The sequence below is a fragment of the Rhodanobacter thiooxydans genome (assembly GCF_021545845.1).
Classification (GTDB): Bacteria; Pseudomonadota; Gammaproteobacteria; order Xanthomonadales; family Rhodanobacteraceae; genus Rhodanobacter.
This window is the reverse complement of record NZ_CP088923.1, coordinates 3,101,604-3,126,282: the sequence shown is the minus strand read 5'-3', so window position 1 is coordinate 3,126,282 and position 24,679 is coordinate 3,101,604. Positions and strand designations below refer to the sequence as shown.

Sequence of the window (24,679 nt, the reverse complement as noted above, 5' to 3'; positions counted from 1 at the left end):
GTGTCGTGCTGGGGCTGGCGCAGATTGCGGTTGCCGCCATCGGCGCGATCGGTTAGCGAGGGCTGGGCTGCCGGTCCGCGGGACGTAGGATCGAAACCGCTCGGCAAGATCAGCGTGTGATACTAATTTGCGTTCAATGATATAGAAGTTATCCACTTGAAGCCGGTCAAAGACTGGGTTTGGTCGTGATCGACTTCCAGTGCGCGCAATCCGCCGGCTAGGGTCGTTTCGACGGCATCGAGGTTCTTGAAGACCTCGTTGCCGAAGTCTTGCTCGCGCAAGGCCTTCCAGAGATGCTCGGCTGGGTTGAGCTCGGGGCTATAGGGGGGAAGGAACACCAGGCGCATGGAGTCGGGAACGACCAGGGCGTTTGCCTGATGCCAGCCGGCTTGATCCATGACCATGAGAATGAACTCGCCAGGATGGCGACCGGCCACTTCGGCCAGGAACAGGGACATGGCCTCGGCATTGACCCACGGCAAGATGAGACTGTCGAGGACGCCGTCGTGAGGACTCACGGCGGCGAAGGCGTAGATGTATTGACGTTCCAGCCGCGCCCCCACGACAGGACGTGTCGGTGAGGGCGCCCAACATCGCCGTGGCGAGCCGAGCAGGCCAAACCGCCCCTCGTCCTGGAACATCAAGCGAACCGGGCGACCGCACCTAGCCTGACGCGCGACCTCGGCGCGAACGCAGCGCCGCAGTTTTTTTATATGCCGCTTGGGCCGAAACGTCTGCCTTCGGGTGGCGGGGCCGTGGAATCACCTTGCGCCAACCATGCCGCTCCAACAGGCGATAGATCGTCGACAGCGCCACCGGTTTGCCGACCCGTGCCGCATATGCCTGCCGGATGTCCAAGGCACGCAACATCCCACCCATCTCGGCCTGTCGCACAAACGGCTCCAGCAGTGCCTTCTCCTCTTCCTCGCTCAAGTACTGATGATGGCGGCCGCCACGCTCGTTCAGCGCGAAGATCGCCTCACCTTCCTTGGCCCAGCGCGAATGGATCGTATGGACGGTCGACGCCGACCATCCCAGGATCTGGGCAATCTCCTGCGCCGAGCTCCCCAGTGTGGCCCGTAGCAGCACGCACTGGATTCGCTGGTACTCGCGATGCGATCCGGCTTGCTTCAGTCGCTCCGCCAGTCGCTTCACCGTGGCCTTGTCGTTGCCGATCAGTGTCTTCACTTGCCATCTCCCTTCCAGGCGATGGCAAGAGTATATCTAGTTTATTGAACGCAAGTTGGTATGATTCGATCGCGCCAGCGGGCAATCTCCTGAAAACCTTTCCGCTGTTCGCCGCGGTCGTGTTGGTCGGTTATGCGCTGCAGCACCACGATGGCATGACCGCGCTGAGCGCCCAACTCTACCTCTTGGCATGGCTGGCCTATGTTCCGGCCTATGCGGCAGGCATCCCTACCTGCGCACGATGATGTGGACAACAAGTCTGGTCGGTATTGTGCTGCTGCTTGCCGCGCTGTTCGGAGACGCAGTGGCTCTCCCGGCCAAAACGAAGGTGTTGTGGGCGAACGCATGTCGATGCGCTTGCGGCGGCGGGTTCCAGACCTGCGTGCGGATCAGGGGCGCATCGGCACCAGGATCAGGCGGTGCTGCTCCGGCCCTGGCAGCAGTGGCGTGGGCCTTCCCTCGACCCAGTCCGCGTGGCCCGCGCCGAAATACGGTGACAGTGGGTGGTCGCTCTGGCCGCCGGGCATGTTGAGGATGCCGCGGGCCTCCTGGCCGGGAGCCACGACCAGGTGCTCGGAGGCACCGAAGCCGGGCGCGGCGACGTGCGGCATGTTGTTGTCGCCGGAGATCGGCTGGTCGGGCATGTCGATGAAGTGGCCCAGCCACGATGGCAACGCGGCGGACAACGGGTGGCGGATGCCGGTGCGGTTTTGTTCGCCCCAGCTGCGCGCAGCGAGACCGCCGGGTTGCCGGCCGAGTTCGTCCGCCACCTGCTTCGCCGCGTCGATGAGCAGGGCATGCCAATCCGGATATTTCGGATCGAGCCATGCCGCCGGCTGCTGATGGACCAGGGCCCACACCGCCGCCTCGGCGCTGGTCTCGCGGGGCCAGCTGAAATCCGCGTAGCGCTGCTGCACCCGGGCGGCGAACGGCGCCAGCACCGCTTCGCCGACCTGGTTGCGGAAGGCGCGTACCAGGCGGTAATCGACGCTGTCGACGGCGGCCCGGCCGTGCCATGTGGCGGTGAGTCGGCGCAGCGGCTGCAGTGAAGGGTCGCGGCTGTCGGCCAGGGTGTCCTGCAGCAGGCGCTGCCAGCGGGCGAGGAACAGCGCACGGTCGTCGAGCTGGATGTCGAGCAGGGTGCCGGGGGTGAAGCTGGCGCGGGCACGCAGGTCGTCGCGAATCTGCTGGGTGCGGGCGCCGAGGTCATGGCCGCCGTTGCCGAGCAGGGCCAGCGCCTCGCCGTCGACGGTGCGGTTGTTCGCCGTCCACAACCGGCCGTCGGCGGGGTTCTCGATGCGCGGGTACTGCGCCGGCGTGGCCCAGCCCTGCCAGCCGCTGCCGGGCCTGGACCAGTCCGACGGCAGTCGCGGATCGATGCCGGCGCGCAGCGGGATGCTGTTGCCGACGATGGTCCAGCCGATGTGGCCGGCGCGATCGGCCACCAGCAGGTTCTGCGGCGGTATGCCGAGCCGCGGCGCCAGCTCGAGTGCCGCGGCCACGTCGGGCGCGCGCTCCAGCTGCATCAGCTCGAGGTTGTAGCCGTGCGTGCGGCCGCCGACCCAGGCCAGCGCCAGTGGCGTGCCGTCGGTGTCGGCGCCCATGATCGGACCCCAGCGGGTGTCCTCGACCTTGAGGATGGTGTCGGGCTGGCCCTTGACCTGGATGTGCTCGTCGTGGCTTTCGACGCGGGCCCAGCCATCAGGCACCTTGTAGCGGGAAGCATCGGCCGGATCGCGCAACACGCGTACCCAGTCCTGCCAGTCGCCGTAGCTGTTGGTGAAGCCCCAGGCGATCTGGCCGTTGGAGCCGACAATGATCGCCGGCGTGCCTGGCAGGCTGACGCCGTTGACGTCACGCTGGCTGCCCGGTGCGGTGGGATCGGGATAACGCAGGCGGGTGCGGAACCAGATGTTCGGCACGCGCAGGCCCAGGTGCATGTCGTTCGCCAGCATCGCTGCGCCGTTGCCGGTGAGCGTACCGGTCACGGCGAAGTTGTTGCTGCCGGCGCGTGGCGCATCCAGTGCCGGCGCCAGCGCGGCGGCCAGGCTGGTCGAGGCCGTAGCGGTCGGCAGCCGATGCAGGTCGAACACGTCAGCGTCCGGAACCACCAGCGGGTGCGACAGCTGTCCGCTCAGCGGTGCCTCCCAGTCAGGGTCGGGCGCCAGCAGGAAATCCACCAGTGCGCCGGGCAGCACCGCGCGCATCTGCGCCATGCGCAGTTCGCGTTCGTTGCGGCCGTCGCTGTTCAAGTCCAGGTACATCGCGGCGATCAACAGCATGCTGTCTTCCGAACGCCACGGCTGCGGCCGACTGCCCAGCAGCAGGTATTCCCACGGCCGCACACGCAGGTCGGCCAGGCCGGCGTTGACGCCGTCGCGGTAACGATCCAGCTGGTGCTGCTCCGTGGGCGGCAATTGCGCGTAGACGGCCGCGGCCACGGCGCGCAGGCGATGGCGGCGATGGTCAAGATCGGCCTTCAGCGCGGCCGGCCCGACCAGCGCGGACAACTCGCCGGCGCTCACGCGACGCATCAGGTCCATCGCGAAGAAGCGCTCCTGCGCATGCACGTAGCCCAGCGCGTAGCTGAGGTCGGCGCGGCTTTTCCCCGCGAGGGTGACCGTGCCCAGCGCGTCGCGGTCGAGGCTGACCGGCGCTGTCAGGCCAGCGGCCTGGCGCGTGCCGTCAAGCTGCGCACGGCTGCCGGCGAGCAGCCACCACAGCACGACGAAGGCAATCGCCAGCAGCGCCAGCAAGGCCAGCGACAGGGCACGCAGGATGCGCCAGCGGGATTTCCTCCTTGAGGTTGTCGTCATGGCTTGGCAAACACCGCGAAGATGCCCGCGTATGGCTTGACCATGAACGCCGGCGCCCCGGCGTAGCCTTTGCCGTCGACGTACAGCTGCGAGATGCTGCCGTCCAGGTACAGCGCGTCGCGGCAGCCCAGCTTGTCGCGGAACAGCCGTCCAAACGCGTGGAAGTTCACGGGGGTCTCGCTCACGGCAAATACCACCTCGGTGGGGGTTTTCGCGCAGACGCCGCTGCGCCATTTCAGGCTGGACGAGTCGTCGAGGAACTGGTCATTGAGCTTGCCGTCGATCAGCAGCATCGGCCCGGACTGGGTCGCCCACTGCGCGCTCCTGCTGTCGGCCTTGAACGCGGTGCTGGTGCGCACCGCGGCATCGCCGTCCGGGTACACCACGAACACGCCGTTCGGCAGCAGTGAGAAATTGCCGGAGGCGGGGTTGCCGTGCGCCAGGTTCAGCGGCACCACGGTCCTGCCGTTCTCCACGTGCAGGCCCAGCGGCGCAAACTTGTGGTCGTAGATGCCCGCGTTTGCCGCAAACAGCAGCCGCCGGCCACGCTGCTCGCCCCACTGGCGCAGCGCCTCGATGCTGCCGAACGGCTGGCCGCTGGCGGACTCGCGCCAGTGCAGACTCAGCTGCTCGCGCTTCAGGTTGATGTGCACCACGCGGTAGTTCTGGCCTTCGAACGCCAGCTCGCGGCTGTCCAGCGCCGACGCGCCCGTGGTACAGCCGCACACGCCGGCAAGCAGCAGGGACAGCAGCACACGCCGCGACGGTCGGAGCGGAAATGGCCGGGACGGGAAAACGGAGGCGCGCATCCGTCAATGGTCGCCGCCCGGCCGTGCCGGTGCAAGCCCGTCCCTGCACGACGCGACGGCTGCCGCTAAAATGGTTCTTTTTCGCGGTGCCCGCCCATGCCCTATACCCCGATAGTGGCGACGCTCGGCTACGTGCTGTCGCCCGACCGCGGCAAAGTACTGATGATCCATCGCAACGCCCGCCCGGACGACCTGCACCTGGGCAAGTACAACGGCCTCGGCGGCAAGATGGAACCGGGCGAGGACATCGCCGCCTGCATGCGCCGCGAGATCCGCGAGGAGGCCGGCATCGAATGCGAATCGATGCAGCTGCGCGGTACCCTGAACTGGCCGGGTTTCGGCAAGCAGGGCGAGGACTGGCTGGGCTTCATCTTCCTGATCGACGGCTTCAGCGGCGAGCCGTACCAGGGCAACCACGAGGGCACGCTGGAGTGGGTGCCGCGCGTGCGCCTGATGGAACTGCCGATGTGGGAGGGCGACCGCCACTTCCTGCCACTGGTGTTCGACGCGGACCCGCGCCCGTTCCATGGCGTGATGCCGTACAAGGATGGCCGCATGCAGTCGTGGTCGTACAGCCGGTTGTGAGTGAAGCGTCGGAGTTGTCGCCCGCGATCACGCCACGTCGGCGAGCCACGCCGGACTGCCGAATTTGCCTTGTGCGAGCGCTTCGGCCTGGGCCAGCTCCTCGGCGCTCAGGTAGTCGTCGGTGAGGCCGTGCAGACGGCGGAAGGTGGCGATCATGCGTTCGATCACCGCCTCGCGCGGCAGGCCGGTCTGGCTGCGCAGCGGGTCGACGCGTTTGGCGGCGCTCTGCGTGCCTTTGTCGGAGAGCTTTTCGCGCCCGATGCGCAGCACGTCCAGCATCTTCGCCGCGTCGATGTCGTAGGCCATGGTGACGTGGTGCAGCACCGCGCCGCCGCGGTGCACCTGGGCCGCGCCGGCGATCTTGCCGCCCTCGGAGGTGATGTCGTTGAGCGGCTGGTACCACGCCTTGATGCCCAGCTCGCCAAGCGCTTCGAGCACCCATTCGTCAAGGAATGCATAGGCCTCCTGGAACGACAGCCCCTTGACCAGCGACTGCGGCGCATAGATCGAGTAGGTGATGGTGTTGCCCGGTTCGATGAACATCGCGCCGCCGCCGGAGACCCGGCGCACCACCTCGATGCCGTGGCGCCGCGCCGCGGCGCCGTCCACCTCGTTGCGCAGCGACTGGAAGCGGCCGATCACCACCGCCGGCGACGCCCATTCCCAGATGCGCAGGGTGGGCGCGCGGCGACCGGCGCCGACCTCGTGGGTCAGCACGTCGTCCAGCGCCATGTGCAGGGTGGGCGATTGCGGTACGGTGTGGATCAGCTGCCAGTCGTGGTCGCGCCAGTCGGTACGTATCATGCGGCAGATTCCTTGTGCAGGGCGCGGCGCACGGCCACCGCGATGGCTTGCGGGGAAATGCCGTACATCATGACGTCGGCGGCGAGCGCCTCGCGCACGGCGGCGGCAAGCGCGGCTTCGTCGGCATGCTCGGGCTGGCCTGTCAGCGCGCCGTTGATCGCGCCCAGCGCGGCGTCCGGTTCGAGGAAGAAATCGCCGCTGAGCTGCACGTCGGCAAGGCGGCCGTCGCGCAGCTCAAGGTCGATCACCACCAGCTTGCCGCCGGGCATCTTGTATTCGCCGTGCATCGAGATGCGTCCCTTGCGTGATCCGGTGATTATAGCTTTGCCCGGTCAGTGGCCACGGTCGTGGAAGTGGCCGCTGCCGGCGCCGACCGCGCCCATGCCGACGCTGCCGTACATCTGCGGCTGGTTGTAGGTGGAGTCGTCGCAGTCGGGGCGCTCGCTGCCGGCGACGTCGGCGTTGCCCATGCGCCCGCTGGTGTCGCCGTAGTAGACGCCCGGCGGGTTGCGCGGCGTTGTGGTGGCGGCGCTGTGGTGTGACCCCGCGCCGCCATCAGCGACCCGCGAGCAGCTCGTCTATCTGCCGGCGCAACGGCTCCAGTCGTGACTGCACCACATCCCAGACCAGGGCATCGTCGACCTCCGCGTAGCCATGGATCAGTATGTTGCGGAATGCGATGATCTGGCGGTGGTGTTCGATCTACGCCAGCAGCGCCATATCGTGGCGGGAGAGCTGGGCTAGCGCCTCGCCGATGATTTCGAACTGGCGTTCCACGGCGGCGCGCAGCATGGCATTGCGCTGGTATCCCGCCTAGTCGTATCCGTCCACGAACCCGGCCAGCGCAGTGGCTGCGCTCTGCACGTCGTACAGATATTTGGCGGTTTCAAGCCGCATACAACTCCTGGCGCTGTGCTTGTACCGACTGGCGGAAGTACGGGTTGCGGATGGCGCGCTCCACGACCAGCTCGACCGGCGCGCCCAGCAACGCCTGCAAATCCTCATGCAGACCGAAGAAAGCCGTGGCGTAAGCACCCGGCGGCAAGGTATCGAACTCCACCAGGAAGTCGTAATCGCTGCCGGCCTTGGCCTCGCCCCGTGCCGCCGAGCCGAACACTGCCAGTCGGCGCACGTGGTGGCGGCGGCACAGCGTGGCCAGGCCCTCCCGGTGGGCCTGCAGATGCTGCAGTGAGGGCGCGTCGATGTTCATGGCGGCAGCATAGCGCGCGGCGATGTGGGCGTGGCGATCGATCCGCCCCCACTGATCCGCGATGAGCCCATTTACACAGGGCGCAGCATGAAGCCTTGCGGCTGGCTCGGGGAAAACCCGCCGCCCCGCACCGGTCACGCTGAGCGTAGTTCGCGCCAGCGAACGAAGTCGAAGCGCCGCCTGGGTACACGCGCCACTACCACCACATTCAATGACCGCGATCGTGGAAGTGGCCGCTGCCGGCGCCGACCGAGATGCTGACGCCACCGCTCGGGTGGTCGCAGCTGCCGAACGCCTGGCGGAGGTTCACCGTGCCGGTCTGGTAATTGCCGCTCACGTGGTTGCCGCCGAACACGCCCATGCCGACGCTGCCGTGCATCTGCGGCTGGTTGTAGGTGGAGTCGTCGCAGTCGGGGCGCTTGCTGCCAGCGACGTCGGCGTTGCCCATGCGCCCGCTGGTGTCGCCGTAGTACGTGCCGGGGGCGTCGCGGGCGGTTGCTGCGGCGGTGCTGCTGGCGGCAGGCAGGCTGCTGGGCGGCAGTTTCAGGTTCAGCGGTTTGCCGGTGCTCTGCGCCCCGGCCGGCGCGGCGAGCAGTACGGCCAGCAGGGCGGGAAGAAAACGTGGGATGTTCATGTGTGCTCCGAGACTGTCACGTATCCAACGCGCGAGGCTGCGTCGGCGTGTACATCCCTGTTGGAAAGGCGCAACGACGGCAAGTTCCTTTCCATCGTAGGAGCCCGCTCGCGGGCGATGCTTTTGAGGGCCGGGATTCGGCATTCGGGATTCGGGATTCGCAAAAGCATCGCCCGCGAGCGGGCTCCTACAACGGGTGCGTGGTTCAGCTGGTGGTCTCGATCCGCTCGACGCGGCGCAGGCCGCGCGGCAGCAGGCCGCCGCGGCTGGCGCGGGCGCCGCCGTATTCGACCAGGTCGGCCCATTTCAGGGTGAGCTTGCGCGCGCCGGCGTACATGGTGACTTCGCCCTTGCCCTCGCTGACCACCGCGACGCCGGCCACGCGTTCGCCTTCCGCCAGCTGCTTCTTCGGAATCTCGATCAGCTTGTTGCCTTTGCCCTTGTCCAGTTCCGGCAGCTCGGCCACCGAGAACATCAGCAGGTGGCCTTCGCTGCTGACCACCACGATGCGGTCGCGCGCCGGGTCGGCGCTGGCCTGCGGCGCCAGCACCTTCGCGCCGTCGCTGAGCGAGATGATTTGCTTGCCGGCCTTGTTGCGGCCGGTGAGCGCTTCGAAGCGGGTGACGAAGCCGTAGCCGAAGTCGGTGGCGAGCACCAGCCGGGTGTCGTTGTCGCCGGCGATCAGCGCGTCGAAGCTGGCACCCGCGGCGGGGCTGAAGCGACCGGTCAGCGGCTCGCCATTGCCGCGCGCCGAGGGTAGCGTGTGCGCCAGCGTGGAATAGGCGCGGCCGGTGGAGTCGATGAACGCCACCTGCTGCGTGGTGCGCGCCTTCACCGCGGCGAGCAGGCCATCGCCCTCGCGGTAGTTGAGCGCATCGGCGTCGACGTCGTGGCCCTTCGCCGCGCGCGCCCAGCCTTTCTGCGAGAGCACCACGGTGACCGGCTCGCTGGCCACCAGCGCGCTCTCGTCCAGCGCATGCGCCACCTCGCGCTCGACCAGCGGCGAGCGGCGCTCGTCGCCGAATTTCGCCGCGTCCGCGCGCAGCTCGTCCTTGATCAAACCCTTCAGCTTGGCCGGCGATTTCAGCAACACGTTGATGCGTGCGCGCTCCTCTTCGAGCTGGTCGCGCTCGGCGTTGATCTTCATTTCCTCCAGGCGGGCCAGCTGGCGCAGGCGGGTCTCCAGGATGTAGTCGGTCTGCTCCTCGCTGAGCCTGAAGCGCGCCATCAGCACTGGCCTGGGTTCGTCCTCGCTGCGCACGATGCGGATCACTTCGTCGAGGTTGAGGTAGGCGATGCGCAGGCCTTCCAGCAGGTGCAGGCGGCGCTCGACCTTGGCCAGGCGATGGTTGAGCCGACGGGTGACCGTGTTGGTACGGAACGCCAGCCATTCGGTGAGGATCTTCTTCAGGTCCTTCACCTGGGGCCGGCCGTCCAGGCCGATCATGTTGAGGTTGATGCGGAAGCTCTTTTCCAGGTCGGTGGTGGCGAACAGGTGCTGCATGGTCTCGTCGGCGTCCACGCGGTTCGAGCACAGCACGATCACCAGGCGGGTCGGATTCTCGTGGTCGGACTCGTCGCGCAGGTCCTCGATCATCGGCAGCTTCTTCGCGCGCATCTGCGCGGCGATCTGTTCGAGGATCTTCGACGGGCTGACCTGGTGCGGCAGCGCGGTGATCACGATGTTGCCTTCCTCGCGCCGGTACACCGCGCGGGCACGCACCGAACCGCCGCCGCTCTGGTACATCGCCAGCAGGTCGGTGCGCGGGGTGATGATCTCCGCCTCGGTCGGGTAGTCCGGGCCGCGCACGTGCTCGCACAGCTCGGCGACGCTGGCGTCCGGCTCGTCCAGCAGACGGATGCAGGCGGCGGCCAGTTCGCGCAGGTTGTGCGGCGGAATGTCGGTTGCCATGCCCACCGCGATGCCCATCGAGCCGTTCAGCAGTACGTGTGGCACGCGCGCGGGCAGCCAGCTCGGTTCCTCCAGCGTGCCGTCGAAGTTCGGCACCCAGTCCACCGTGCCCTGGCCCAGCTCGCCCAGCAGCGCCTCGGCGATCGGGCTGAGCTTGGATTCGGTGTAGCGCATCGCCGCGAAGCTCTTCGGGTCGTCCGGCGAACCGAAGTTGCCCTGGCCGTCGACCAGCGGGTAGCGGTAAGAGAACGGCTGCGCCATCAGCACCATCGCCTCGTAGCACGAGGAATCGCCGTGCGGATGGAACTTGCCGATCACGTCGCCGATGGTGCGCGCCGACTTCTTCGGCTTCGCCGTGGCGGCCAGCCCCAGCTCGCTCATCGCGTAGATGATGCGCCGCTGCACCGGCTTCAGGCCGTCGCCCACGAACGGCAGCGCGCGGTCCAGCACCACGTACATGGAGTAATCGAGATAGGCCCGCTCGGCGTATTCCTTCAGCGGGATCTGTTCGTAATTGGCTTGCGGGTTCATGCGGTTACATCGGGGAAGTGGCGCGCGACGCGCGGGATAACCGGTCGATGGTGCCAGAAAGCAGCGGGCTCTTGTAGGAGCCCGCTGGCCGGCGATGCTGTTGGGGCCGGGATTCGGGATTCGGGATTCGGGATTCGGGATTCGGGATTCGCAAGAGCAGAAGCGTCGCCCGCGAGCGGACTCCTACGAGGGACTTACTGGCGCACGGCCTCGATGCCCATCTGCCGCAACTGCGCCTGCACGCTGTCCGGTCCGGCCAAGTGGGCGGCGCCGACCGCGATGAAGACGGTGCCCGGCTGCTGCAGCATGGTGGCGATCTTCGTTGCCCACGCCTCGTTGCGCTGTACCAGCAGCAACTGGTACAGCTTCGGTTCGTGCCGGCGCATGTCGTCGTTGCCGATGCGGGCAATGGCGTCCACGTTGCCGGCCTTCCAGGCGTCGATCAGTTCGGTGAGCAGGATCGAACCCTTGTCGGCATCGCGCATGGTCGAGCGCAGCAACGCCAGTTCAACGGAGCGCGGCATGTCGGCGAGAAAGCGGATCTGCTGCTCGGCGGTTTCCAGCCCCAGCACCGGCTTGCCGGCGGCGCTCATCTGCGCCTTCAGCTGCTTGTCCACGCCGTGCTCCGGGTCGAGCCCGGCTTTCTGCAGCGGCACCACCGCCAGCGTCAGCGCCGCCAGCCACGGCCGCATCACGTTCAGCGTCTGCACGCCGCCGGGCACGCCGAGCTTGTTCGCCAGCAGGTCCAGCCGATGCGCTTCCGACGGGCTGAGCTGGGCGGACAACGGATGCGTCGCATCCATCCCGTAGCGCAGCACCAGCGCGGCCATGTTCGCCGGGTCGTCGTCGGTCAGCTCGATGTACAGCGTGCGGCTGTTCGCCAGCGCCCGGTCCAGCGCGGGGTCGTGCCAGCCGGCGTCGCGCGGCATCAGGTGCACGGTGCCGAACAGGTAGATGGTGGTATCGGCATCCTTCACCACCCACAGGGCCGGTTTCGCCAGCACCGAAGTGCAGGTGAGCAGCAGAGTGAGGCAGGCGAGCAGGCGCAGGGTGAGCGTGGTCTTCATGCCGGGAGTGTCGCGGCTGGCCCACCGCCGTTCAATCGACCGCGAGGAGAAAGTCCCGGCACCGAACCCGCGCGGCTTTCGATGGCCATCCGCGACTACAGGCCGAGCAGCAGCCAGGTCCAGTAGAGGCCGATGCCCATTTGTATGGCGAAGGCGGTGAAGCGGGCATTGACGGCGATGACGCTGGTCGAGGTCAGATGGATGCCGGACTGGACGATCCGGGCGCCCAGCAGCCAGGGTGCGAGCGTATCCGTGACTTCCGTCCGGCCCACCACGATGGCGACCAGCAGCAGGCCGCCGAAGACCGGCAGGCTCTCGACGCAGTTGGCGTGTGCGCGGGCGAGCCGCTGCATGAACGGCGAAAGATTCGAGTTGTCGGGCTTGAACTCATTCGAACGGACGCGGCCCGTGGCAACGAGGTAGCCGCGCAGCGCCTCCATGACGGCCAGCAGGAGCAGCGTCCAGGCGAGAAACAGGGTGAGTATCAGGGCTGAGGTGGTCATGTCCGGTCTGCGATTCGCGTGTGGTGATGTTTCGGGGGTGCAGGTGATTGAATCAAATTGATCACCTGCCTCTACTTTGCTCGAAGAGCCGACTTGATTTCCTCCGTTCCGTTATTTCAGTAGCGCCCGGCAAACCATGCCACCCAGTAGCGCAGGGCGTTGGCATAGCTTCGCGCGGTATTGGCCGGCGCTGCTTCTGTCAGGATGTCGTGCACGGCCGCCGCCGCGCTGGCGTCCAGCATGACCGGATCCGGCATGGGAAGGGCATCGGCGTGCGGCAACCGGTCGTGTGACGTCATATATCGATCATCTTGGCGCCCCTGACTACTGCGTCGGTCCACGGAGCGGATGCCTTGCCCGAGGTGGCCGGGTGTACGCGCCGAACTGGCCGTGCCGTTCTCGCATCGGCGGCTCGCCCCGCGCGAGCGCGTCGTCGCGCCGGAACTACACCATCGAACTAATGTCGGAGGCGAAGCTCGGATAGGCAAAGATGGTGGCCTTGATCTGCTTGGCGGTCAGGCCCGCACCCATCGCCATCGCGAACAGGTTGATTTGTTCCTCGGCACCGGGCCCCAACACATGCGCGCCCAGGATCAGGCCCGTCCCGCGCTCGACGAGCGTCTTGTAAGCGCTTCTGCGCGCCCCGACGCGCAGCGAGGAATACCAGCCACTGGTTTTCTCGAATTTGACGTCGAATTGGAGGCCGCGCTCGTGCGCCGTGGCTTCGGACAGTCCGACGGCGGCCACCGGCGGCAACGTGAACACAACACTCGGGATCGGCGGGTATCGGATCGCGTGCTCGTCTTTGCCGGCCAGTAGGTTCTTGCCCGCAATGCGTGCCTCGTAAGCCGAAACCGGCGTAAGGTTCGGACCGCTATCGGCGCAATCGCCGGCGGCGAAAATCGCGGGATTGGTGGTTCGCATGTAGGGACTCACCGTGATGCCGCGCCGACCGCTTTCGACGCCCGCCGCCGCCAGATTCAGGTGCTCGATGTTCGGCACCCGGCCGCCGCCATGCACGACACGCTCGCAGGTGAGGGTCTCGACGCCAAAGGGCGTTTCATAGGTCACGGTATATGCCTCGCCGGTCTGCTCGATCTTCCGGACCTTGGCCTGGGTTTGCAGATGGATGCCCAATGCGGTCGTGGCATCGGCCAGGAGATCGACCAGATCCGGATCGAAATTGCCCAAGGGGCGCTCGGCCATCTCCAGGACGGTGACTTCGCTGGCTCCCGCCCGCTTGGCCACATGGGCGAACTCCATGGCGATGAAGCCGCCGCCGACGAAGGCGATCTTCTGTGGCGTCTCCGGCAGCTCAAGAAACTCGGTGCTGGTGAGCAGCAGATCTTCGCCGGGGATGTTCAGCGTCATCGGCCGTGCGCCGGTAGCCAGGTGGAAGTGCTTCGCGCGCAGCGTGGCGCCGTTGACCTCGACCGTATCCGGACCGGTAAAACGCACGTCGCCGTGCAGCGTGGCCACTCCTGCGCGCTGCATTCCCGCCTCGATCCGCGACGGCATGACATCGGTAAAGCTGCGCTTGAACGCCATCATGGCGGGCCAGTCGATCGAGGTGTGGGCGTCAAGCCCTTTGCCCTTCAGGTTGTGCGCCCATTCCACGCCTTCGGTGACGGCGATCAGCATCTTTTTGGGGTCGCACCCGCGCAACGCACAGGTGCCACCATAGGGCAGGCTGTCGATGATGGCGACGTTCCAGCCCGCCTTCGCGGCCATCCGGGCGACACCATTGCCGCCGGTGCCGGCGCCGATCACGAGCAGGTCATAGTCGTATGTATCGGTCATGGCATTCTGTCCAGTCCCGTCTGGTTATTCAGTCGTCCAACAACGAGATCGCGCCGCCTCTGACGCCACGCTTGCCTCGCTTGCAGGGGCGTCTTGTGTCCCCGGGGCTTTCTGGCGCAAGTGGTCATCGTACATCGCCATCCGGCCGCCGTTCGGGCGGCACAGGGACTGGCCGTGTGGCGTTTCTTTGCCATGACGGCCGCGCAGGCAACCGCGCGGCCCGCTCAGCGCGGCACGCGATACCCGCCGGGCACCCCGTGCGGGCTCAAGGTGAGTTGCCACAGCTGGTCGCGGCGGCTGCGGAACACCGCGGCGGAGACGGCCAGGTAGTAGCGCCACATGCGCCGGAAGCGTTCGTCGTAGCTGGCCGGCAGGCTGGGCCAGGCGGCTTCGATGTTGGCGCGCCAGGCGCTCAGGGTGCGGTCGTAGTCGGCACCGAAGTTGTGCCAGTCCTCGACCACGAACAGGTCCTCCAGTGCGACGGTGAGCTGGCTGGCGGCGGGGATCATCGAGTTCGGGAAGATGTACTTCTCGATCCACGGGTCGGGCTGCGCCGGCGCGCCGTTGCTGCCGATGCAATGCAGCAGCGAGAGGCCGCCGTTCTTCAGGCAGCGGCGCACGGTTTCGAAGTAGGCGCGGTAGTTCCTGCCACCGACGTGCTCGAACATGCCGATCGAGTACACCGCGTCGAACTGTTCGTTGACCTCGTGGTAGTCCTCGAGGCGGATCTCGATCGGCAGGCCGGCGCACAGCTCGCGCGCGTAGTCGGCCTGCTGCTGCGACACGGTGATGCCGACGCCCTCGACGCCGTAGCGTTCGGCTGCGTACTTCAGCGCCTCGCCCCAGCCGCAGCCGATGTCCAGCACGCGCTGGCCGGTCTTCAGCTGCAGCTTGCGGCAGACCAGGTCGAGCTTGGCCGCCTGCGCGTCGTCGAGGTTGTCGGCCTTGGCCCAGTAGCCGCAGGAGTACACCAGGCGCTTGCCCAGCATGGCCTGGAACAGGTCGTTGCCGAGGTCGTAGTGGGCCTTGCCGATCTCGAACGCGCGCTCGCCGCGCTGCAGGTTGACGAAGCGCGCCTTGAGGTGGGCGAGCAGGGTGTCGAGCGTCTTCAGTTCCTGGTCCAGCCCGGCGGTGAGCAGGCGGGTGAACAGCGCGAGCAGGTCGTCGGCGTCCCACCAGCCGTCCATGTAGGCCTCGCCCAGGCCCAGCGAGCCGTGCGCGAACACGCGCGCGTACAGGCGCTCGTCGCGCACGCGCAGGTCGGTCGGGGCGTCGCCGTCGATGCGGATGCCGGCGTGTTCGAGCAGCTCGCTGGCGCGATTCTTCAGGTCGTCCTGGCTCATGCGTGGCCTCGCTGTAGGAAAGGCTCGTGCGGTCAGTGCCCGCCGAGTACCGCAAAGCTTGCCGGCGAATATGCATACGTTGCGTCGACGCCGGCGCGGCGCACCAGTTGCAGCAGCAGCTCGGCCTGCTCTTCGCGCAGCAGGAACTCGATCTTCACCGGCAGGTCGTCGGCCAGCTCGAAGAACTGCTCCTCGTGCAGCACGCCATGGCGGCCGAAGCCGGTGACGGCGCGGAACACCGAACCGCCGCCGATGCCATGAGCCCGGGCCTGTTCCAGCAGCCACTCGGACAGCAGCATGCCATCGTGCTTCGCGCGCGAGTGGCAGTAGAAGGTCAGATGCACGCCATGTTGCAGGGTTTCCCGGTTCATGCGGTGCTCCAGGGTTCAGTGGCGCAGCAGGCTGCGGGTGAGCGCGATGCCGAGCACGGTCATCGCCAGCGAGCCGGCCACGTGCACCGCCACGTGGCCGCTGAACCACAGGTATTGCTGGCGCAGCAGCAGGGTGGCCGACTCCGCCGAAAAGGTAGAGAACGTGGTCAGCCCGCCGAGGAAGCCGGTGAACACGAACAATCGCAGCGCCGGCGACAGTGTCTGGAAGTGGTCGAACAGGCCCATCACGCAGCCCATCAGCAGGCCGCCGGCAAGGTTCGCCGCCAGTGTGCCCAGCGGCAGGGTGGGAAAGACGGGGTTGAGCAGCACGCCCAAGCCCCAGCGCAGCCAGCATCCCAGGGCGCCGCCGATGCCGATTGCCACAAATCCATTCAAGCCCACGTGCATGCCTCCTGACAATCCAAGGTGTCCGGTTGCCGCGGCAGCAGGCACGCCTGCGCCACCGGTAACCGGGGCTGCAGGCATCATCAGCTTCGACGCGGGGCGCTAAGCGGTTGGTTCCGGCGTGCCCATGGGCACGCCGGAACGGGAGGCATGCCATCTCCGATGGGGAATCCTAGTCGATCCGGCGACCCCGCCGTCAAGCGCAGGCATCTATACTGCGCGGCCCCGCCGATGCCCCGCGCCGCCATGACCCCAGCCCGCCGTCCCGTGCGCCGCAGCCTGCCGTGGCTGCTGGCTGCGCTGTCGATGATCGGGCCGTTCTCGATCGACGCGGTGTTCCCGGCATTCCCGCTGGTCGGTGCGCGTTTCGGCGTGGATGCCGCGGCGCTGCAGCAGCTGATCAGCGTGTACCTGGCCACCTACGCCGCGATGAGCCTGTTCCATGGCGCGATCTCCGACGCGGTGGGGCGCAAGCCGGTGATCGTCGCCGGCCTGCTGGTGTATGCGGCGGCGTCGGTGGGCGCGGCGGTATCCAGCTCGTTCGCCATGCTGCTGACCTGCCGCGCGCTGCAGGGCATGTCCGCCGGCGCCGGGCTGGTGGTGGGCCGGGCGGTGATCCGCGACAGCCTGGAAGGGCCGGCCGCGCAGCGGCTGATGTCGCAGGTGATGATGATCTTCGGGGTGGCGCCGGTGATCGCGCCGATGGTCGGCGCGCTGCTGCTGTCGCTCGATGGCTGGCACGGCATTTTCTGGCTGCTGGCCGTGTTCGCGCTGTTGCTGGCGCTGGCCCTGCAGCGGTTCCTGGACGAAACCCATCCGCCGGCACGGCGCACGCGGTTTGCGCCGCGACCGCTGCTGGCCGGCTACCTGTCGTTCGGCCGCGACCGGGTGTTCTGGCCGCTGCTGGTTTCCAGCTCGGTGAATTTCGCCGGCCTGTTCCTGTACATCGCCTCGGCGCCGCACATCGTGCGCGGGCTGCTGCAGCTGTCGGCGCAGGGTTTTCCGTGGTTGTTCGTGCCAGTGGTGAGCGGGCTGATCGGCGGCGCCTGGCTGTCCGGCCGGATGGCCGAGCGCCGCAGCGCGAAGTTCACCGTGAGCCTGGGTTATGCGGTGATGCTGCTGGCGTGTGCGGCGCACCTGTTGCTGGCGCTGGCGCTGCCTGCGCCGCGGCTGCCGTGGTCGATGCTGCCGCTGATCCTGCACGCCATCGGCGTGCAGCTGGCATTCCCCACGCTCACGCTGCTGCTGCTGGACCGCTTCCCGCACCATCGCGGCGGGATCTCCTCGGTGCAGGCCTTCGCCAGCCTGATGCTGTGCAGCTTCGTGGCGGGGGTGATGTCGCCGCTGCTGTCGGGCGACATGCTGCAGCTGGCGCTGGGCGCGTCGGCGCTGACCCTGCTCGGCGTGCTGGCGTGGTGGTGGTACTACCGCATCACGCGCCGGGCGCTGGAGCAGCCGCTGGCCGACGTCGATACGGTCGCCGGGATCCAGGCGGGGATCGCCGAGCCGCGCTGAGAGGTTGTGATTTTTCCAACCTCTCAGGCCGGCCACGGCGAGGGCATGGCGAGGGCATGGATGCCCGAGTTGAGGCAACGCAGGGAGCGGTTGCCCGATGCCCGAGTTGAGGCAACGCAGGAGCGGTTGCCCGAGGGCCGGGCATGAAACAGTCACGCCAGTGACTGTTTCATGTGAGCGAGTCCGGGCGTGTACCGGACTCGCGACTGAAGAAAACCACAGGATGTGGTTTTCTTCACAAGCTCTGAGGCGTCGCCGCACCGGCTACGCCGGTGAATCCGGCATGGCCGCGGGGACGCGCGCTACGGCATCCGTCAATACCAGTGTGCTGCTGTCGGCCAGGGCCCTGACCAGCGAAGGCGAGCGATAGCTGCCATCGGCGAGCCAGCGTTGCCATACCGAACCGTCGATTTTCTCGTTGACGCCGGTGCCGAGCATGCGGTCGAACGGTGGCTTGAATACCTTGTAGAGGCCGTCCATGAATTCCGCGTACGAATTGCGCGGCACGCCGCTGGCGGCGTCGTCTTCCGGCATGAACAGCGCATGGCAGGCCAGCCCGGCGGCGATCGCCTTGCGCTGCAGCCAGGCCAGCGGCAGCCCGGGCAGCGGGTCGGGTCGGCGTCCGGCACCGTCGCAGTCGTTGCCGCCGCCGACGTCGGCGTGCGCGCCGATGAACCAGCGCTGCTCGATTTCGATCTGCTCGGCCTTCTTGGAGGTCAGTGTTTCGCCGGGCTTCACCGTGTACGGGTTGCGCGTCCATACCGTGGGCGCAAAGTCGGCGCGGTGCTCGTCCAGCGCCAGCGCCTGGTAGGCGTACTTCACGATCTTGCTGAGTTCGGTGTCGTGGAACTGGTAGCGCTTGCGCGCGTAGGGAAACCACGAGGCGGTGCCCGGGATGCCGAGCGAGCCGACGGTGTCCCACACGCCGATGAAGTGGATATCGACCACGATCGAATGGTCGGCGCGGAATTCCACCGCGACCGGATCGTCGGGCCTGCAGCGGGTGTCGCGATAGACGTCGTACGCGGCAGCGACGTCGGCCCTGGCCACGCTGCCGTGGCGGTCGCAGCGGAGCAGGCCGCATTTGCGGATCATCCCGCCGAGGCTGCGTGCGGTATAGGCGCCGCGGCTGAAGCCGAACAGGTAGAGCAGGTCGCCGGGCTGCCAGGTTTCGCACAGCCAGCGGTAGCCATCGAGCACGTTGCCGGACAGGCCGTAGCCGAACGCGCCGCCAAGCAGGTGGGCGATGCCGCGCTTTACGCCCACGCCGGGAATGTAGTTGACCAGCTGCGCATGGCCGCCCCCATCGCGCGGCGCGATCAGCCGGCGCAGGCGCTCCACGTTGGTGTCCGACTCGGGCTTGTTCCAGGTGCCGTCGAACAGCAGTGCGAGCCGGCGTGCGGTCATGGTGCCTCCAGCGGGATTGCGCAGGGCAACTCTAGGCCTCGGTGCTGCGCCGGGCCAGTGCCGGGCGCAGCCCGCAGGTGTACTCTATGCGCCCTGACAACAGGCGATGGCAGACGCCACGGTGGACAGGCAGGTCGACAAGGCGCACGCGTTCCGCAGGATGCATGACCGTACGGCGATCCTGCTGCTGCCCAATGCGTGGGATGCGGGCAGCGCGCAGCTGTTCGCGCAGCGCGGCTTCGCGGCGATCGCCACCACCAGCGCCGGCATGGCCTGGTCGCTCGGCTACGCCGACGGCGAGCAGGCACCGCTGACCGAGGTGCTGGCGGCGATCGCGCGGATCGTGCGGGTGGTCGACCTGCCGGTGACGGCGGACATCGAGACCGGCTATGGCGAGACACCGGAGGCGGTGGCCGCCACGGTGCGCGCGGTGATCGCGGCCGGCGCGGTGGGCATCAACCTGGAAGACGGCCGTCCCGGCCACGGCCCGCTGCGACCCGTCGCGGAAGCCGCGGCGCGGATTCGCGCTGCGCGTGGCGCCGCCGAGGCGGCCGGCGTGCCGATTGTGATCAACGCGCGGGTGGACAACTGGATGCAGCACGTCGCCGACCCGGCCGTGCCGCTTGCCGATGCCGTGCAACGTGCGCAGGCTTATCTGGCGGCGGGTGCCGACGGCATCTATCCGATCGGGCTGGGCGACCGCGCCACACTGGCCGCGCTGGTGCGCGCGGTCGACGCAGCGGTCAACGTGGCCGCCGGCCCCGGCATGCCCGACCTGGCCGAGCTGGCCCGGCTCGGCGTGGCCCGCGTCAGCACGGCCACGCGCTTTGCCACGCTGGCGCTGGCGGCGGTGGATCGCGCGGCGGCAGCGCTGCTGGAGAGCGGTCGCTTCGACGGTTTGGCCGCCACCTTCACCTATGCGGACGCACAGCGGCTGTTCGAGCGCGGCTGAGCGGCGCAGCAGTTTTTCATCGAGGAGTCTGTAGTGAGCAAGCGTATCGAGTACGGCAAGGTGGCACCCACGGGCCTGAAGGCCATGCTGGGCCTGGAGATGTATGTGCAGGGCTCCGGCCTGGAGCATTCGCTGGTCGAGCTGGTGAAGATGCGGGTGTCGCAGATCAACGGTTGCGCGTACTGCCTGGACATGCACAGCAAGGACGCGCGCGCTGCCGGCGAGACGGAGCAGCGCCTGCACGTGCTGGCGGCGTGGCGCGAGGCGCCGTTCTACTCGGCACGCGAGCGGGCCGCGCTGGCCTGGGCCGAGGCGGTCACCCTGGTGTCGACGAACGAACTGCCCGATGCCCTGTACGAGGAGGTGCGCGCGCAGTTCGACGAAAAGGCGATGGTCGACCTCACCCTGGCCATCATCACCATCAACGGCTGGAACCGGCTGGCGATCGGTTTTCACGCAGACGTGGGCAGCTACCAGCCGAAGCCGGCGGGCTGAGCATGGCGCCGCTGCGGCCCCGTCGCTGGCCGGCACCGGCTTCCGCGCTGTGGCCGCGCAGGCATGCCTGACCGACCCGTAGCGCTGGGTCGCGCCTTCTACCGGCGCGACCCGCGCGCGGTCGCCCCCGACCTGCTGAACAAGGTGCTGTTGAATGCGGACGGCCGCAGCGGTCGCATCGTGGAAACCGAGGCCTACTGCGGGGTGGCGGATCCGGCCGCGCATTCCTGGCGCGGCCGCACGGCGCGCAACGCGACGATGTTCGGCACGCCGGGGCTGCTCTACGTGTACTTCACTTACGGCATGCACTGGTGCTGCAACCCGGTGTGCGGCGAGGAAGGCGAAGGCGTCGCGGTGTTGCTGCGTGCACTGGCACCGCTGGGCGGGCTGGCCGCGATGCGGGCGGTGCGGCCCGGTTGCCGCCACGACCGCGACCTGTGCCGCGGGCCGGCGCGGCTGTGCCAGGCCATGGGCATCGGCCGCGCACAGGATGGCCTCGACCTGGTCGGCGGCGCCGGCGGCTTCAGCATCGTCGACGATGGCGTGCCGCCGCCCGTTGCGCCGGTGGCTACTACGCGCGTCGGCATTACCCGCGCGGCCGACGAACGCTGGCGCTGGTACGTGCCGGGCGAGCCGCACGTCTCGCGTCGCTGAACGGCGTCGCCGTGTTGTCGTGGCGAGCACGTGCGGTTGACGGTGGCTTGATCGCGCATGGCCCACGGTGGTCGGCATCACTCGTCCATTGCGGGGTCCGCGCCGTGCCTTACGCATCCATCAGCGAACTGCCCGACAGCGTGCGCGAGCACGTGCCGAAACATGCACAGGAAATCTACAAGGAGGCGTTCAACAGCGCCTGGGACGACTACGCCGACAAGGATCATCGCCGCGGCAGCGAGTCGCGCGAGGAGGCCGCACACAAGGTGGCCTGGGCCGCGGTCAAGAAGAAGTACGAGAAAGGCGGCGATGGCGACTGGCACGCCAGGTAGCCGGGATTCGGGATTCGGGATTCGCGTGTCACGCGTGCGGCAGGCCGCGTGCCTTGAGGAAGTCGCGGGCATTGTCGGCGTCGCGCTCGAACCAGGCGCGCGCCGAGCCGAGCCGGAACGTGTAGCCCCAGGCATCCATGTCGCGCATCAGGCGCTCGCACCCCACGTCGGGCAGTTCGTCGGCCAGCACGATCTGCAGGCAGCAGGTGGCGTCCTCCTCCTCGATCGAATCGGTGGCGTCGGTATGGACGTCTGGACGTCTTTCCGGTGGCAGCACGATCAGGTGGCAGGCCTCGTGCAGCAGCGAGTGCACCGGGGTGTCGTCGCGGGCGTAGACGGTGCTGCCGATGATGCCGGCCTCCTCGTCGCCCCAGAAGCTGCCTGGAATCGGTTCACCGGGCGCCACGCGCTGGAGCTTGAGGCCGAAGCGATCGAGCAGGGCAGCAGGCGCATCGAAGCCGATCTGGCCCAGGCGCAGCACGCTGCTGGCCGGGTCGTCGCCGCGGGCGGGAGGAGTGTCGGGGAGCATGGGCGTGCGCGACGGGCGCAGGTGGCTTCGGGGCAAGAGAGGACCGGGCGACGCGGCGTCGCCAAGGACGGAATGGCGCTGGCTCAGCCGGTTTTGGCTTCGCCCTTGGTTTCGCTGCTGGCGGCCTGCTTGCCTTCCGGCAGGGTGACCGAGAGTTCGAGGATCTCGTGGCCGCTGTCGCGCTCGAAATTGATGTTGATCGCCTCGAGGTCGACGTGGACATACTTCTTGATCACTTCGAGCAGCTCGTTGCGCATCATCGGCAGGTAGTCAGGCGCACCGCGGGTGGAGCGCTCCTGCGCCACGATGATGCGCAGGCGTTCGCGCGCCACGCTGGCGGTGGCTTCGGGCTTGCGCTTGAGGAAATCGAGAATGCCCATCGTGATCAACCTCCGAATACGCGCTGGAGAAAGCCTTTCTTCGGTACGTCGATGAAGCGCAGCGGGCGCTCTTCGCCGAGGATGCGGGCGACCGTGTCGCTGTAGGCCTGGCCAGCCTGCGAGGCCGCGTCGACGATCACCGGGATGCCGTTGTTGGAGGCGGTCAGCACGTTCTCCGATTCGGGGATCACGCCGACCACCTCGATGCCGAGGATCTCCTCGACGTCCTTCACGCTGAGCATCTCGCCGATGGCCACGCGCGCGGGGTTGTAGCGGGTCAGCAGCAGGTGCTGGGTGACCGGGCTCTCGCCCTTCTCGGCGCGCCGGGTCTTGCTGGCGAGCAGGCCAAGGATGCGGTCGGAGTCGCGCACCGAGGACACTTCCGGGTTGACCACCACCACCGCGTGGTCGGCGAAGTACATCGCCAGGTGGGCGCCTTTCTCGATGCCGGCGGGGGAGTCGCACACGACGTACTCGAAGCCCTCTTCGGACAGGCCGTCGAGCACCTTCTCGACGCCCTCCATGGTCAGCGCGTCCTTGTCGCGGGTCTGGCTGGCGGCCAGCACGTACAGGTTGTCGTAGCGCTTGTCCTTGATCAGCGACTGCTTCAGCGCGGCCTCGCCGTGCACGACGTTGACGAAGTCGTACACCACGCGCCGCTCGCAGCCCATGATCAGGTCGAGGTTGCGCAGGCCGACGTCGAAGTCGATCACCGCGGTTTTCTTGCCGGCCATGGCCAGGCCGGTGGCGAGCGAGGCGCTGGTCGTCGTCTTGCCGACGCCGCCTTTGCCGGAGGTGACAACGATAATCTCAGCAGTCAAGGGCCCATCTCCGCGTAGTTGTTCTTGTTGTGGGTGGCTACAGTCTGGCAATCAGCAGCTTGTCGCCTTCGAGCCAGCATTGCACGGACTGGCCCTCGAGGTCGCCGGGAATCTGTTCGAACACGCGATACTGCCCGGCAATCGCCACCAGTTCGGCGCGAAAGTCGGAGACGAAGATGCGCGCCTTGCCGTCGCCCTGTGCGCCGGCCATGGCGCGACCGCGCAGGCTGCCGTAGATGTGGATGTTGCCGTCGGCGATCACCTCGGCGCCGTTGGCGACGGCGCCGGTGACGATCAGGTCGCGCTCGCGCGCATAGACCTGCTGGCCCGAACGTACCGAACCGGCATGGTGCTGGGCACCGTGCATGCTGCCGGACGGCGGCGCGGACAGGATCGGCTCGCGCTGCACCGCCGGGGCCGGTTCGGCGCGCGGCGCCGGTTCGGCGGGTGACGCGCTGCCCGCGGCCGGCTCGTAGGCGGCGCGGAACTTGGCGATCAGCGGCAGGCCCATGCGTTTGGCCAGCGCCTCGGTCTCGCTGGTGCCGTAGGCCAGGCCCACCGGCAGCATGCCGGCGCTGCGCACCGCCTCCAGCAGCGCGTCGACGGCGCCATCGTCGGGCAGGCCGGACAGGTGGCTCAGGTCCAGTACCACGGCAGCGCGGGCGAACATCTGCGGGGCGGCGCGCACGCGGCGCTCCAGTTCGTCGCACAGCGCGGCGGCGTCGACCCGGCGCACGCGCACGCAGGCAATACCGACCTGGCCGAAGCGCAGGTCGCAGGCATCGGTGACTTCTGCTTTTGCATTCACGGGCGCCGCTCCCCGGCGAGGCGGCGCGGGGTGGTGGCGTCGTGCAGGGCAGGACGTTCGCGCTCGGCCAGCCACGGCACGTCGGGCAGGCCGCCATGTTCGAGCCAGGTGTCGCGCACGTAGGCGTAGCTGGGCAGGTCGCGGGCGAGCAGGCTGACCTGCGGGCCGTGCTTGCCCATGCGCTGCTGGCCGACTTCCTGGAAGCCGTAGGTGCCATGGAACAGCACCACCACGTCGTCGCGCGGCTCCAGGAACACCTCGCAGGTGAGCAGCGGCACGCGCACCTCGGCGTAGCTGTGCACATCGCAATAGAAGATGCGGCCCAGGCCGTGGCGGCGGTAGGCGTTGGCGATCACGATGCGGTCGATGTAGACGAACTGCGGATAGTGCTCGGCGAACCAGCGGTAGTTCGGGCTGGCGTAGTCGCCGCCTTCGCGCAAGGCGATCAGGAACCCGGCCAGGTGGCCGTCGATCTCGGCCACGCGGAAATACTCGGCGTGCTCGTAGAAATAGCGCAGCTGGGCCGCATCGAGGGCGAGGATGGAGCGACCGGCGGCATTGTTGAGCGCCAGTACGGCATCCAGGTCGTGCTCGCGCACGTCGCGGATGGCAAGGGCCATTCGTTGCTCCGCAATGGTGGATTCGGGTGCGAGGTCGGGCCACAGCCTCGCGCAATGGCCCATTATGACATGCGGCCGTGAGCCTTACATCTCGCAAGGGCACATGTAAAAGCTTCGTAAAGCCGGCATCGTCGCCCGCGGCATGACTTCCCGCGCATTGCGCGAAGCCCCGTCACGACCAATGATGC

The 24,679-nt window shown here is 67.9% G+C and carries 30 protein-coding genes, 1 pseudogene and 1 riboswitch; of the genes and pseudogenes, 7 read left to right on the top strand and 24 right to left on the bottom strand.

The annotated features are described in order from the left end of the window. Positions 1-122: 122 nt before the first annotated feature. Together LRK53_RS14255 and LRK53_RS14250 are read right to left on the bottom strand one after the other, a co-directional pair. The gene (locus LRK53_RS14255; RefSeq protein ID WP_235642640.1) at positions 123-704 is read right to left on the bottom strand and encodes an IS630 family transposase; all 582 of its coding nucleotides are present in this window, start codon (positions 702-704) and stop codon (positions 123-125) included. After that, entirely contained in the window at positions 664-1,188 is a 525-nt protein-coding gene (locus tag LRK53_RS14250) for a winged helix-turn-helix domain-containing protein (RefSeq protein ID WP_235642338.1), read from the bottom strand. The genes LRK53_RS14255 and LRK53_RS14250 overlap by 41 nt, the downstream gene beginning before the upstream one ends. 44 nt (positions 1,189-1,232) lie before the next feature. On the opposite strand from LRK53_RS14250, the gene LRK53_RS14245 reads away from it, so the two are divergent. Beyond that, positions 1,233-1,433, top strand: a complete 201-nt coding sequence (locus LRK53_RS14245) for an MAPEG family protein (RefSeq protein WP_051257490.1) — start codon at positions 1,233-1,235, stop codon at positions 1,431-1,433. 144 nt (positions 1,434-1,577) lie between these two features. On the opposite strand, the gene LRK53_RS14240 is transcribed toward LRK53_RS14245, so the two are convergent. Further along, positions 1,578-4,004 (bottom strand): penicillin acylase family protein, encoded by a 2,427-nt coding sequence (locus LRK53_RS14240; RefSeq protein WP_235642337.1) that lies wholly within the window; start codon positions 4,002-4,004, stop codon positions 1,578-1,580. After that, the gene (locus tag LRK53_RS14235) at positions 4,001-4,813 is read right to left on the bottom strand and encodes a phosphodiester glycosidase family protein (protein WP_051257657.1); all 813 of its coding nucleotides are present in this window, start codon (positions 4,811-4,813) and stop codon (positions 4,001-4,003) included. The genes LRK53_RS14240 and LRK53_RS14235 overlap by 4 nt, the downstream gene beginning before the upstream one ends. Before the next feature lie 96 nt (positions 4,814-4,909). On the opposite strand from LRK53_RS14235, the gene LRK53_RS14230 reads away from it, so the two are divergent. Continuing rightward, complete coding sequence (locus LRK53_RS14230; RefSeq protein WP_027494044.1) at positions 4,910-5,398, top strand: NUDIX hydrolase; 489 nt, start codon at positions 4,910-4,912, stop codon at positions 5,396-5,398. A 27-nt stretch (positions 5,399-5,425) separates the two neighbouring features. On the opposite strand, the gene LRK53_RS14225 is transcribed toward LRK53_RS14230, so the two are convergent. From LRK53_RS14225 to crcB, 14 genes and pseudogenes are all read right to left on the bottom strand, one after another. Continuing rightward, positions 5,426-6,202 carry a lipoate--protein ligase family protein gene (locus tag LRK53_RS14225; RefSeq protein ID WP_027494043.1) on the bottom strand — a complete coding sequence of 259 codons (777 nt, stop codon included), beginning with the start codon at positions 6,200-6,202 and terminating at the stop codon, positions 5,426-5,428. Next, a complete protein-coding gene (gene lplB / locus LRK53_RS14220) occupies positions 6,199-6,489 on the bottom strand; it encodes a lipoate-protein ligase small subunit (protein ID WP_027494042.1) in 291 nt (96 codons plus the stop codon). Before lplB ends, LRK53_RS14225 begins: the two co-directional genes overlap by 4 nt. A gap of 45 nt (positions 6,490-6,534) precedes the next feature. Beyond that, complete coding sequence (locus tag LRK53_RS14215) at positions 6,535-6,672, bottom strand: hypothetical protein (RefSeq protein ID WP_235642336.1); 138 nt, start codon at positions 6,670-6,672, stop codon at positions 6,535-6,537. An 85-nt stretch (positions 6,673-6,757) separates the two neighbouring features. Beyond that, positions 6,758-6,994, bottom strand: a pseudogene (locus LRK53_RS19320) (HepT-like ribonuclease domain-containing protein). Positions 6,995-7,088: 94 nt separating this feature from the next. After that, positions 7,089-7,412: a nucleotidyltransferase family protein gene (locus tag LRK53_RS14210; protein WP_037090532.1), complete on the bottom strand. Its 324-nt coding sequence runs from the start codon at positions 7,410-7,412 to the stop codon at positions 7,089-7,091. 208 nt (positions 7,413-7,620) lie between these two features. Beyond that, entirely contained in the window at positions 7,621-8,046 is a 426-nt protein-coding gene (locus tag LRK53_RS14205) for a hypothetical protein (protein WP_027494040.1), read from the bottom strand. A gap of 205 nt (positions 8,047-8,251) precedes the next feature. After that, positions 8,252-10,489 carry a DNA topoisomerase IV subunit A gene (gene parC / locus LRK53_RS14200; protein WP_027494039.1) on the bottom strand — a complete coding sequence of 746 codons (2,238 nt, stop codon included), beginning with the start codon at positions 10,487-10,489 and terminating at the stop codon, positions 8,252-8,254. A 194-nt stretch (positions 10,490-10,683) separates the two neighbouring features. Next, positions 10,684-11,556, bottom strand: a complete 873-nt coding sequence (locus LRK53_RS14195; protein WP_027494038.1) for a TraB/GumN family protein — start codon at positions 11,554-11,556, stop codon at positions 10,684-10,686. Between the two features lie 95 nt (positions 11,557-11,651). After that, on the bottom strand, positions 11,652-12,059 hold the full coding sequence (locus LRK53_RS14190; RefSeq protein WP_027494037.1) for an MAPEG family protein: 408 nt from the start codon (positions 12,057-12,059) through the stop codon (positions 11,652-11,654). Between the two features lie 116 nt (positions 12,060-12,175). Then, positions 12,176-12,301: a hypothetical protein gene (locus tag LRK53_RS14185; protein ID WP_338109826.1), complete on the bottom strand. Its 126-nt coding sequence runs from the start codon at positions 12,299-12,301 to the stop codon at positions 12,176-12,178. 202 nt (positions 12,302-12,503) lie between these two features. After that, positions 12,504-13,859 carry a dihydrolipoyl dehydrogenase family protein gene (locus LRK53_RS14180; protein WP_027494036.1) on the bottom strand — a complete coding sequence of 452 codons (1,356 nt, stop codon included), beginning with the start codon at positions 13,857-13,859 and terminating at the stop codon, positions 12,504-12,506. A gap of 224 nt (positions 13,860-14,083) precedes the next feature. Then, positions 14,084-15,202 carry a cyclopropane fatty acyl phospholipid synthase gene (gene cfa / locus LRK53_RS14175; protein ID WP_027494035.1) on the bottom strand — a complete coding sequence of 373 codons (1,119 nt, stop codon included), beginning with the start codon at positions 15,200-15,202 and terminating at the stop codon, positions 14,084-14,086. Between the two features lie 32 nt (positions 15,203-15,234). After that, complete coding sequence (locus LRK53_RS14170; protein WP_027494034.1) at positions 15,235-15,573, bottom strand: DUF190 domain-containing protein; 339 nt, start codon at positions 15,571-15,573, stop codon at positions 15,235-15,237. A gap of 15 nt (positions 15,574-15,588) precedes the next feature. Further along, entirely contained in the window at positions 15,589-15,975 is a 387-nt protein-coding gene (gene crcB, locus LRK53_RS14165) for a fluoride efflux transporter CrcB (RefSeq protein ID WP_027494033.1), read from the bottom strand. A 70-nt stretch (positions 15,976-16,045) separates the two neighbouring features. Further along, positions 16,046-16,148, bottom strand: a riboswitch (Fluoride riboswitch). A 76-nt stretch (positions 16,149-16,224) separates the two neighbouring features. On the opposite strand from crcB, the gene LRK53_RS14160 reads away from it, so the two are divergent. Next, complete coding sequence (locus LRK53_RS14160) at positions 16,225-17,493, top strand: multidrug effflux MFS transporter (protein WP_027494032.1); 1,269 nt, start codon at positions 16,225-16,227, stop codon at positions 17,491-17,493. A 264-nt stretch (positions 17,494-17,757) separates the two neighbouring features. On the opposite strand, the gene LRK53_RS14155 is transcribed toward LRK53_RS14160, so the two are convergent. Continuing rightward, positions 17,758-18,900, bottom strand: coding sequence for a DUF2235 domain-containing protein (locus LRK53_RS14155; RefSeq protein WP_027494031.1), 1,143 nt, complete (start codon positions 18,898-18,900; stop codon positions 17,758-17,760). Positions 18,901-19,006: 106 nt separating this feature from the next. Between LRK53_RS14155 and LRK53_RS14150 the strand changes: the two genes are divergently transcribed. From LRK53_RS14150 to chaB, 4 genes are all read left to right on the top strand, one after another. After that, positions 19,007-19,852 (top strand): isocitrate lyase/PEP mutase family protein, encoded by an 846-nt coding sequence (locus LRK53_RS14150; protein ID WP_027494030.1) that lies wholly within the window; start codon positions 19,007-19,009, stop codon positions 19,850-19,852. A 33-nt stretch (positions 19,853-19,885) separates the two neighbouring features. Continuing rightward, entirely contained in the window at positions 19,886-20,347 is a 462-nt protein-coding gene (locus LRK53_RS14145; protein ID WP_027494029.1) for a carboxymuconolactone decarboxylase family protein, read from the top strand. A gap of 63 nt (positions 20,348-20,410) precedes the next feature. Beyond that, a complete protein-coding gene (locus LRK53_RS14140; protein ID WP_027494028.1) occupies positions 20,411-21,001 on the top strand; it encodes a DNA-3-methyladenine glycosylase in 591 nt (196 codons plus the stop codon). Positions 21,002-21,105: 104 nt separating this feature from the next. After that, positions 21,106-21,333: a putative cation transport regulator ChaB gene (gene chaB, locus LRK53_RS14135; RefSeq protein ID WP_027494027.1), complete on the top strand. Its 228-nt coding sequence runs from the start codon at positions 21,106-21,108 to the stop codon at positions 21,331-21,333. 28 nt (positions 21,334-21,361) lie between these two features. On the opposite strand, the gene LRK53_RS14130 is transcribed toward chaB, so the two are convergent. The 5 genes from LRK53_RS14130 to LRK53_RS14110 form a co-directional block, all read right to left on the bottom strand. Continuing rightward, a complete protein-coding gene (locus LRK53_RS14130; RefSeq protein WP_027494026.1) occupies positions 21,362-21,862 on the bottom strand; it encodes a hypothetical protein in 501 nt (166 codons plus the stop codon). Positions 21,863-21,945: 83 nt separating this feature from the next. Beyond that, positions 21,946-22,242 carry a cell division topological specificity factor MinE gene (gene minE, locus LRK53_RS14125; protein WP_027494025.1) on the bottom strand — a complete coding sequence of 99 codons (297 nt, stop codon included), beginning with the start codon at positions 22,240-22,242 and terminating at the stop codon, positions 21,946-21,948. A gap of 5 nt (positions 22,243-22,247) precedes the next feature. Then, a complete protein-coding gene (minD, locus tag LRK53_RS14120) occupies positions 22,248-23,063 on the bottom strand; it encodes a septum site-determining protein MinD (protein WP_235642335.1) in 816 nt (271 codons plus the stop codon). A 37-nt stretch (positions 23,064-23,100) separates the two neighbouring features. Further along, complete coding sequence (minC, locus tag LRK53_RS14115; RefSeq protein ID WP_027494023.1) at positions 23,101-23,871, bottom strand: septum site-determining protein MinC; 771 nt, start codon at positions 23,869-23,871, stop codon at positions 23,101-23,103. Further along, complete coding sequence (locus LRK53_RS14110; RefSeq protein WP_027494022.1) at positions 23,868-24,491, bottom strand: GNAT family N-acetyltransferase; 624 nt, start codon at positions 24,489-24,491, stop codon at positions 23,868-23,870. The genes minC and LRK53_RS14110 overlap by 4 nt, the downstream gene beginning before the upstream one ends. Positions 24,492-24,679: the final 188 nt, after the last annotated feature.

What these genes read in the sequence shown, in the direction of transcription:
- LRK53_RS14205 (WP_027494040.1), bottom strand. Translation starts at nt 8,046, where the DNA reads ATGAACATCCCACGTTTTCTTCCCGCCCTGCTGGCCGTACTGCTCGCC.
- LRK53_RS14195 (WP_027494038.1), bottom strand. Translation starts at nt 11,556, where the DNA reads ATGAAGACCACGCTCACCCTGCGCCTGCTCGCCTGCCTCACTCTGCTG.
- LRK53_RS14190 (WP_027494037.1), bottom strand. Translation starts at nt 12,059, where the DNA reads ATGACCACCTCAGCCCTGATACTCACCCTGTTTCTCGCCTGGACGCTG.
- parC (WP_027494039.1), bottom strand. Translation starts at nt 10,489, where the DNA reads ATGAACCCGCAAGCCAATTACGAACAGATCCCGCTGAAGGAATACGCC.
- cfa (WP_027494035.1), bottom strand. Translation starts at nt 15,202, where the DNA reads ATGAGCCAGGACGACCTGAAGAATCGCGCCAGCGAGCTGCTCGAACAC.
- LRK53_RS14215 (WP_235642336.1), bottom strand. Translation starts at nt 6,672, where the DNA reads ATGGGCAACGCCGACGTCGCCGGCAGCGAGCGCCCCGACTGCGACGAC.
- LRK53_RS14230 (WP_027494044.1), top strand. Translation starts at nt 4,910, where the DNA reads ATGCCCTATACCCCGATAGTGGCGACGCTCGGCTACGTGCTGTCGCCC.
- LRK53_RS14110 (WP_027494022.1), bottom strand. Translation starts at nt 24,491, where the DNA reads ATGGCCCTTGCCATCCGCGACGTGCGCGAGCACGACCTGGATGCCGTA.
- LRK53_RS14180 (WP_027494036.1), bottom strand. Translation starts at nt 13,859, where the DNA reads ATGACCGATACATACGACTATGACCTGCTCGTGATCGGCGCCGGCACC.
- LRK53_RS14155 (WP_027494031.1), bottom strand. Translation starts at nt 18,900, where the DNA reads ATGACCGCACGCCGGCTCGCACTGCTGTTCGACGGCACCTGGAACAAG.
- LRK53_RS14185 (WP_338109826.1), bottom strand. Translation starts at nt 12,301, where the DNA reads ATGCTGGACGCCAGCGCGGCGGCGGCCGTGCACGACATCCTGACAGAA.
- LRK53_RS14150 (WP_027494030.1), top strand. Translation starts at nt 19,007, where the DNA reads ATGGCAGACGCCACGGTGGACAGGCAGGTCGACAAGGCGCACGCGTTC.
- LRK53_RS14235 (WP_051257657.1), bottom strand. Translation starts at nt 4,813, where the DNA reads ATGCGCGCCTCCGTTTTCCCGTCCCGGCCATTTCCGCTCCGACCGTCG.
- LRK53_RS14210 (WP_037090532.1), bottom strand. Translation starts at nt 7,412, where the DNA reads ATGAACATCGACGCGCCCTCACTGCAGCATCTGCAGGCCCACCGGGAG.
- lplB (WP_027494042.1), bottom strand. Translation starts at nt 6,489, where the DNA reads ATGCACGGCGAATACAAGATGCCCGGCGGCAAGCTGGTGGTGATCGAC.
- LRK53_RS14170 (WP_027494034.1), bottom strand. Translation starts at nt 15,573, where the DNA reads ATGAACCGGGAAACCCTGCAACATGGCGTGCATCTGACCTTCTACTGC.
- LRK53_RS14130 (WP_027494026.1), bottom strand. Translation starts at nt 21,862, where the DNA reads ATGCTCCCCGACACTCCTCCCGCCCGCGGCGACGACCCGGCCAGCAGC.
- LRK53_RS14140 (WP_027494028.1), top strand. Translation starts at nt 20,411, where the DNA reads ATGCCTGACCGACCCGTAGCGCTGGGTCGCGCCTTCTACCGGCGCGAC.
- LRK53_RS14160 (WP_027494032.1), top strand. Translation starts at nt 16,225, where the DNA reads ATGACCCCAGCCCGCCGTCCCGTGCGCCGCAGCCTGCCGTGGCTGCTG.
- minE (WP_027494025.1), bottom strand. Translation starts at nt 22,242, where the DNA reads ATGGGCATTCTCGATTTCCTCAAGCGCAAGCCCGAAGCCACCGCCAGC.
- LRK53_RS14225 (WP_027494043.1), bottom strand. Translation starts at nt 6,202, where the DNA reads ATGATACGTACCGACTGGCGCGACCACGACTGGCAGCTGATCCACACC.
- LRK53_RS14240 (WP_235642337.1), bottom strand. Translation starts at nt 4,004, where the DNA reads ATGACGACAACCTCAAGGAGGAAATCCCGCTGGCGCATCCTGCGTGCC.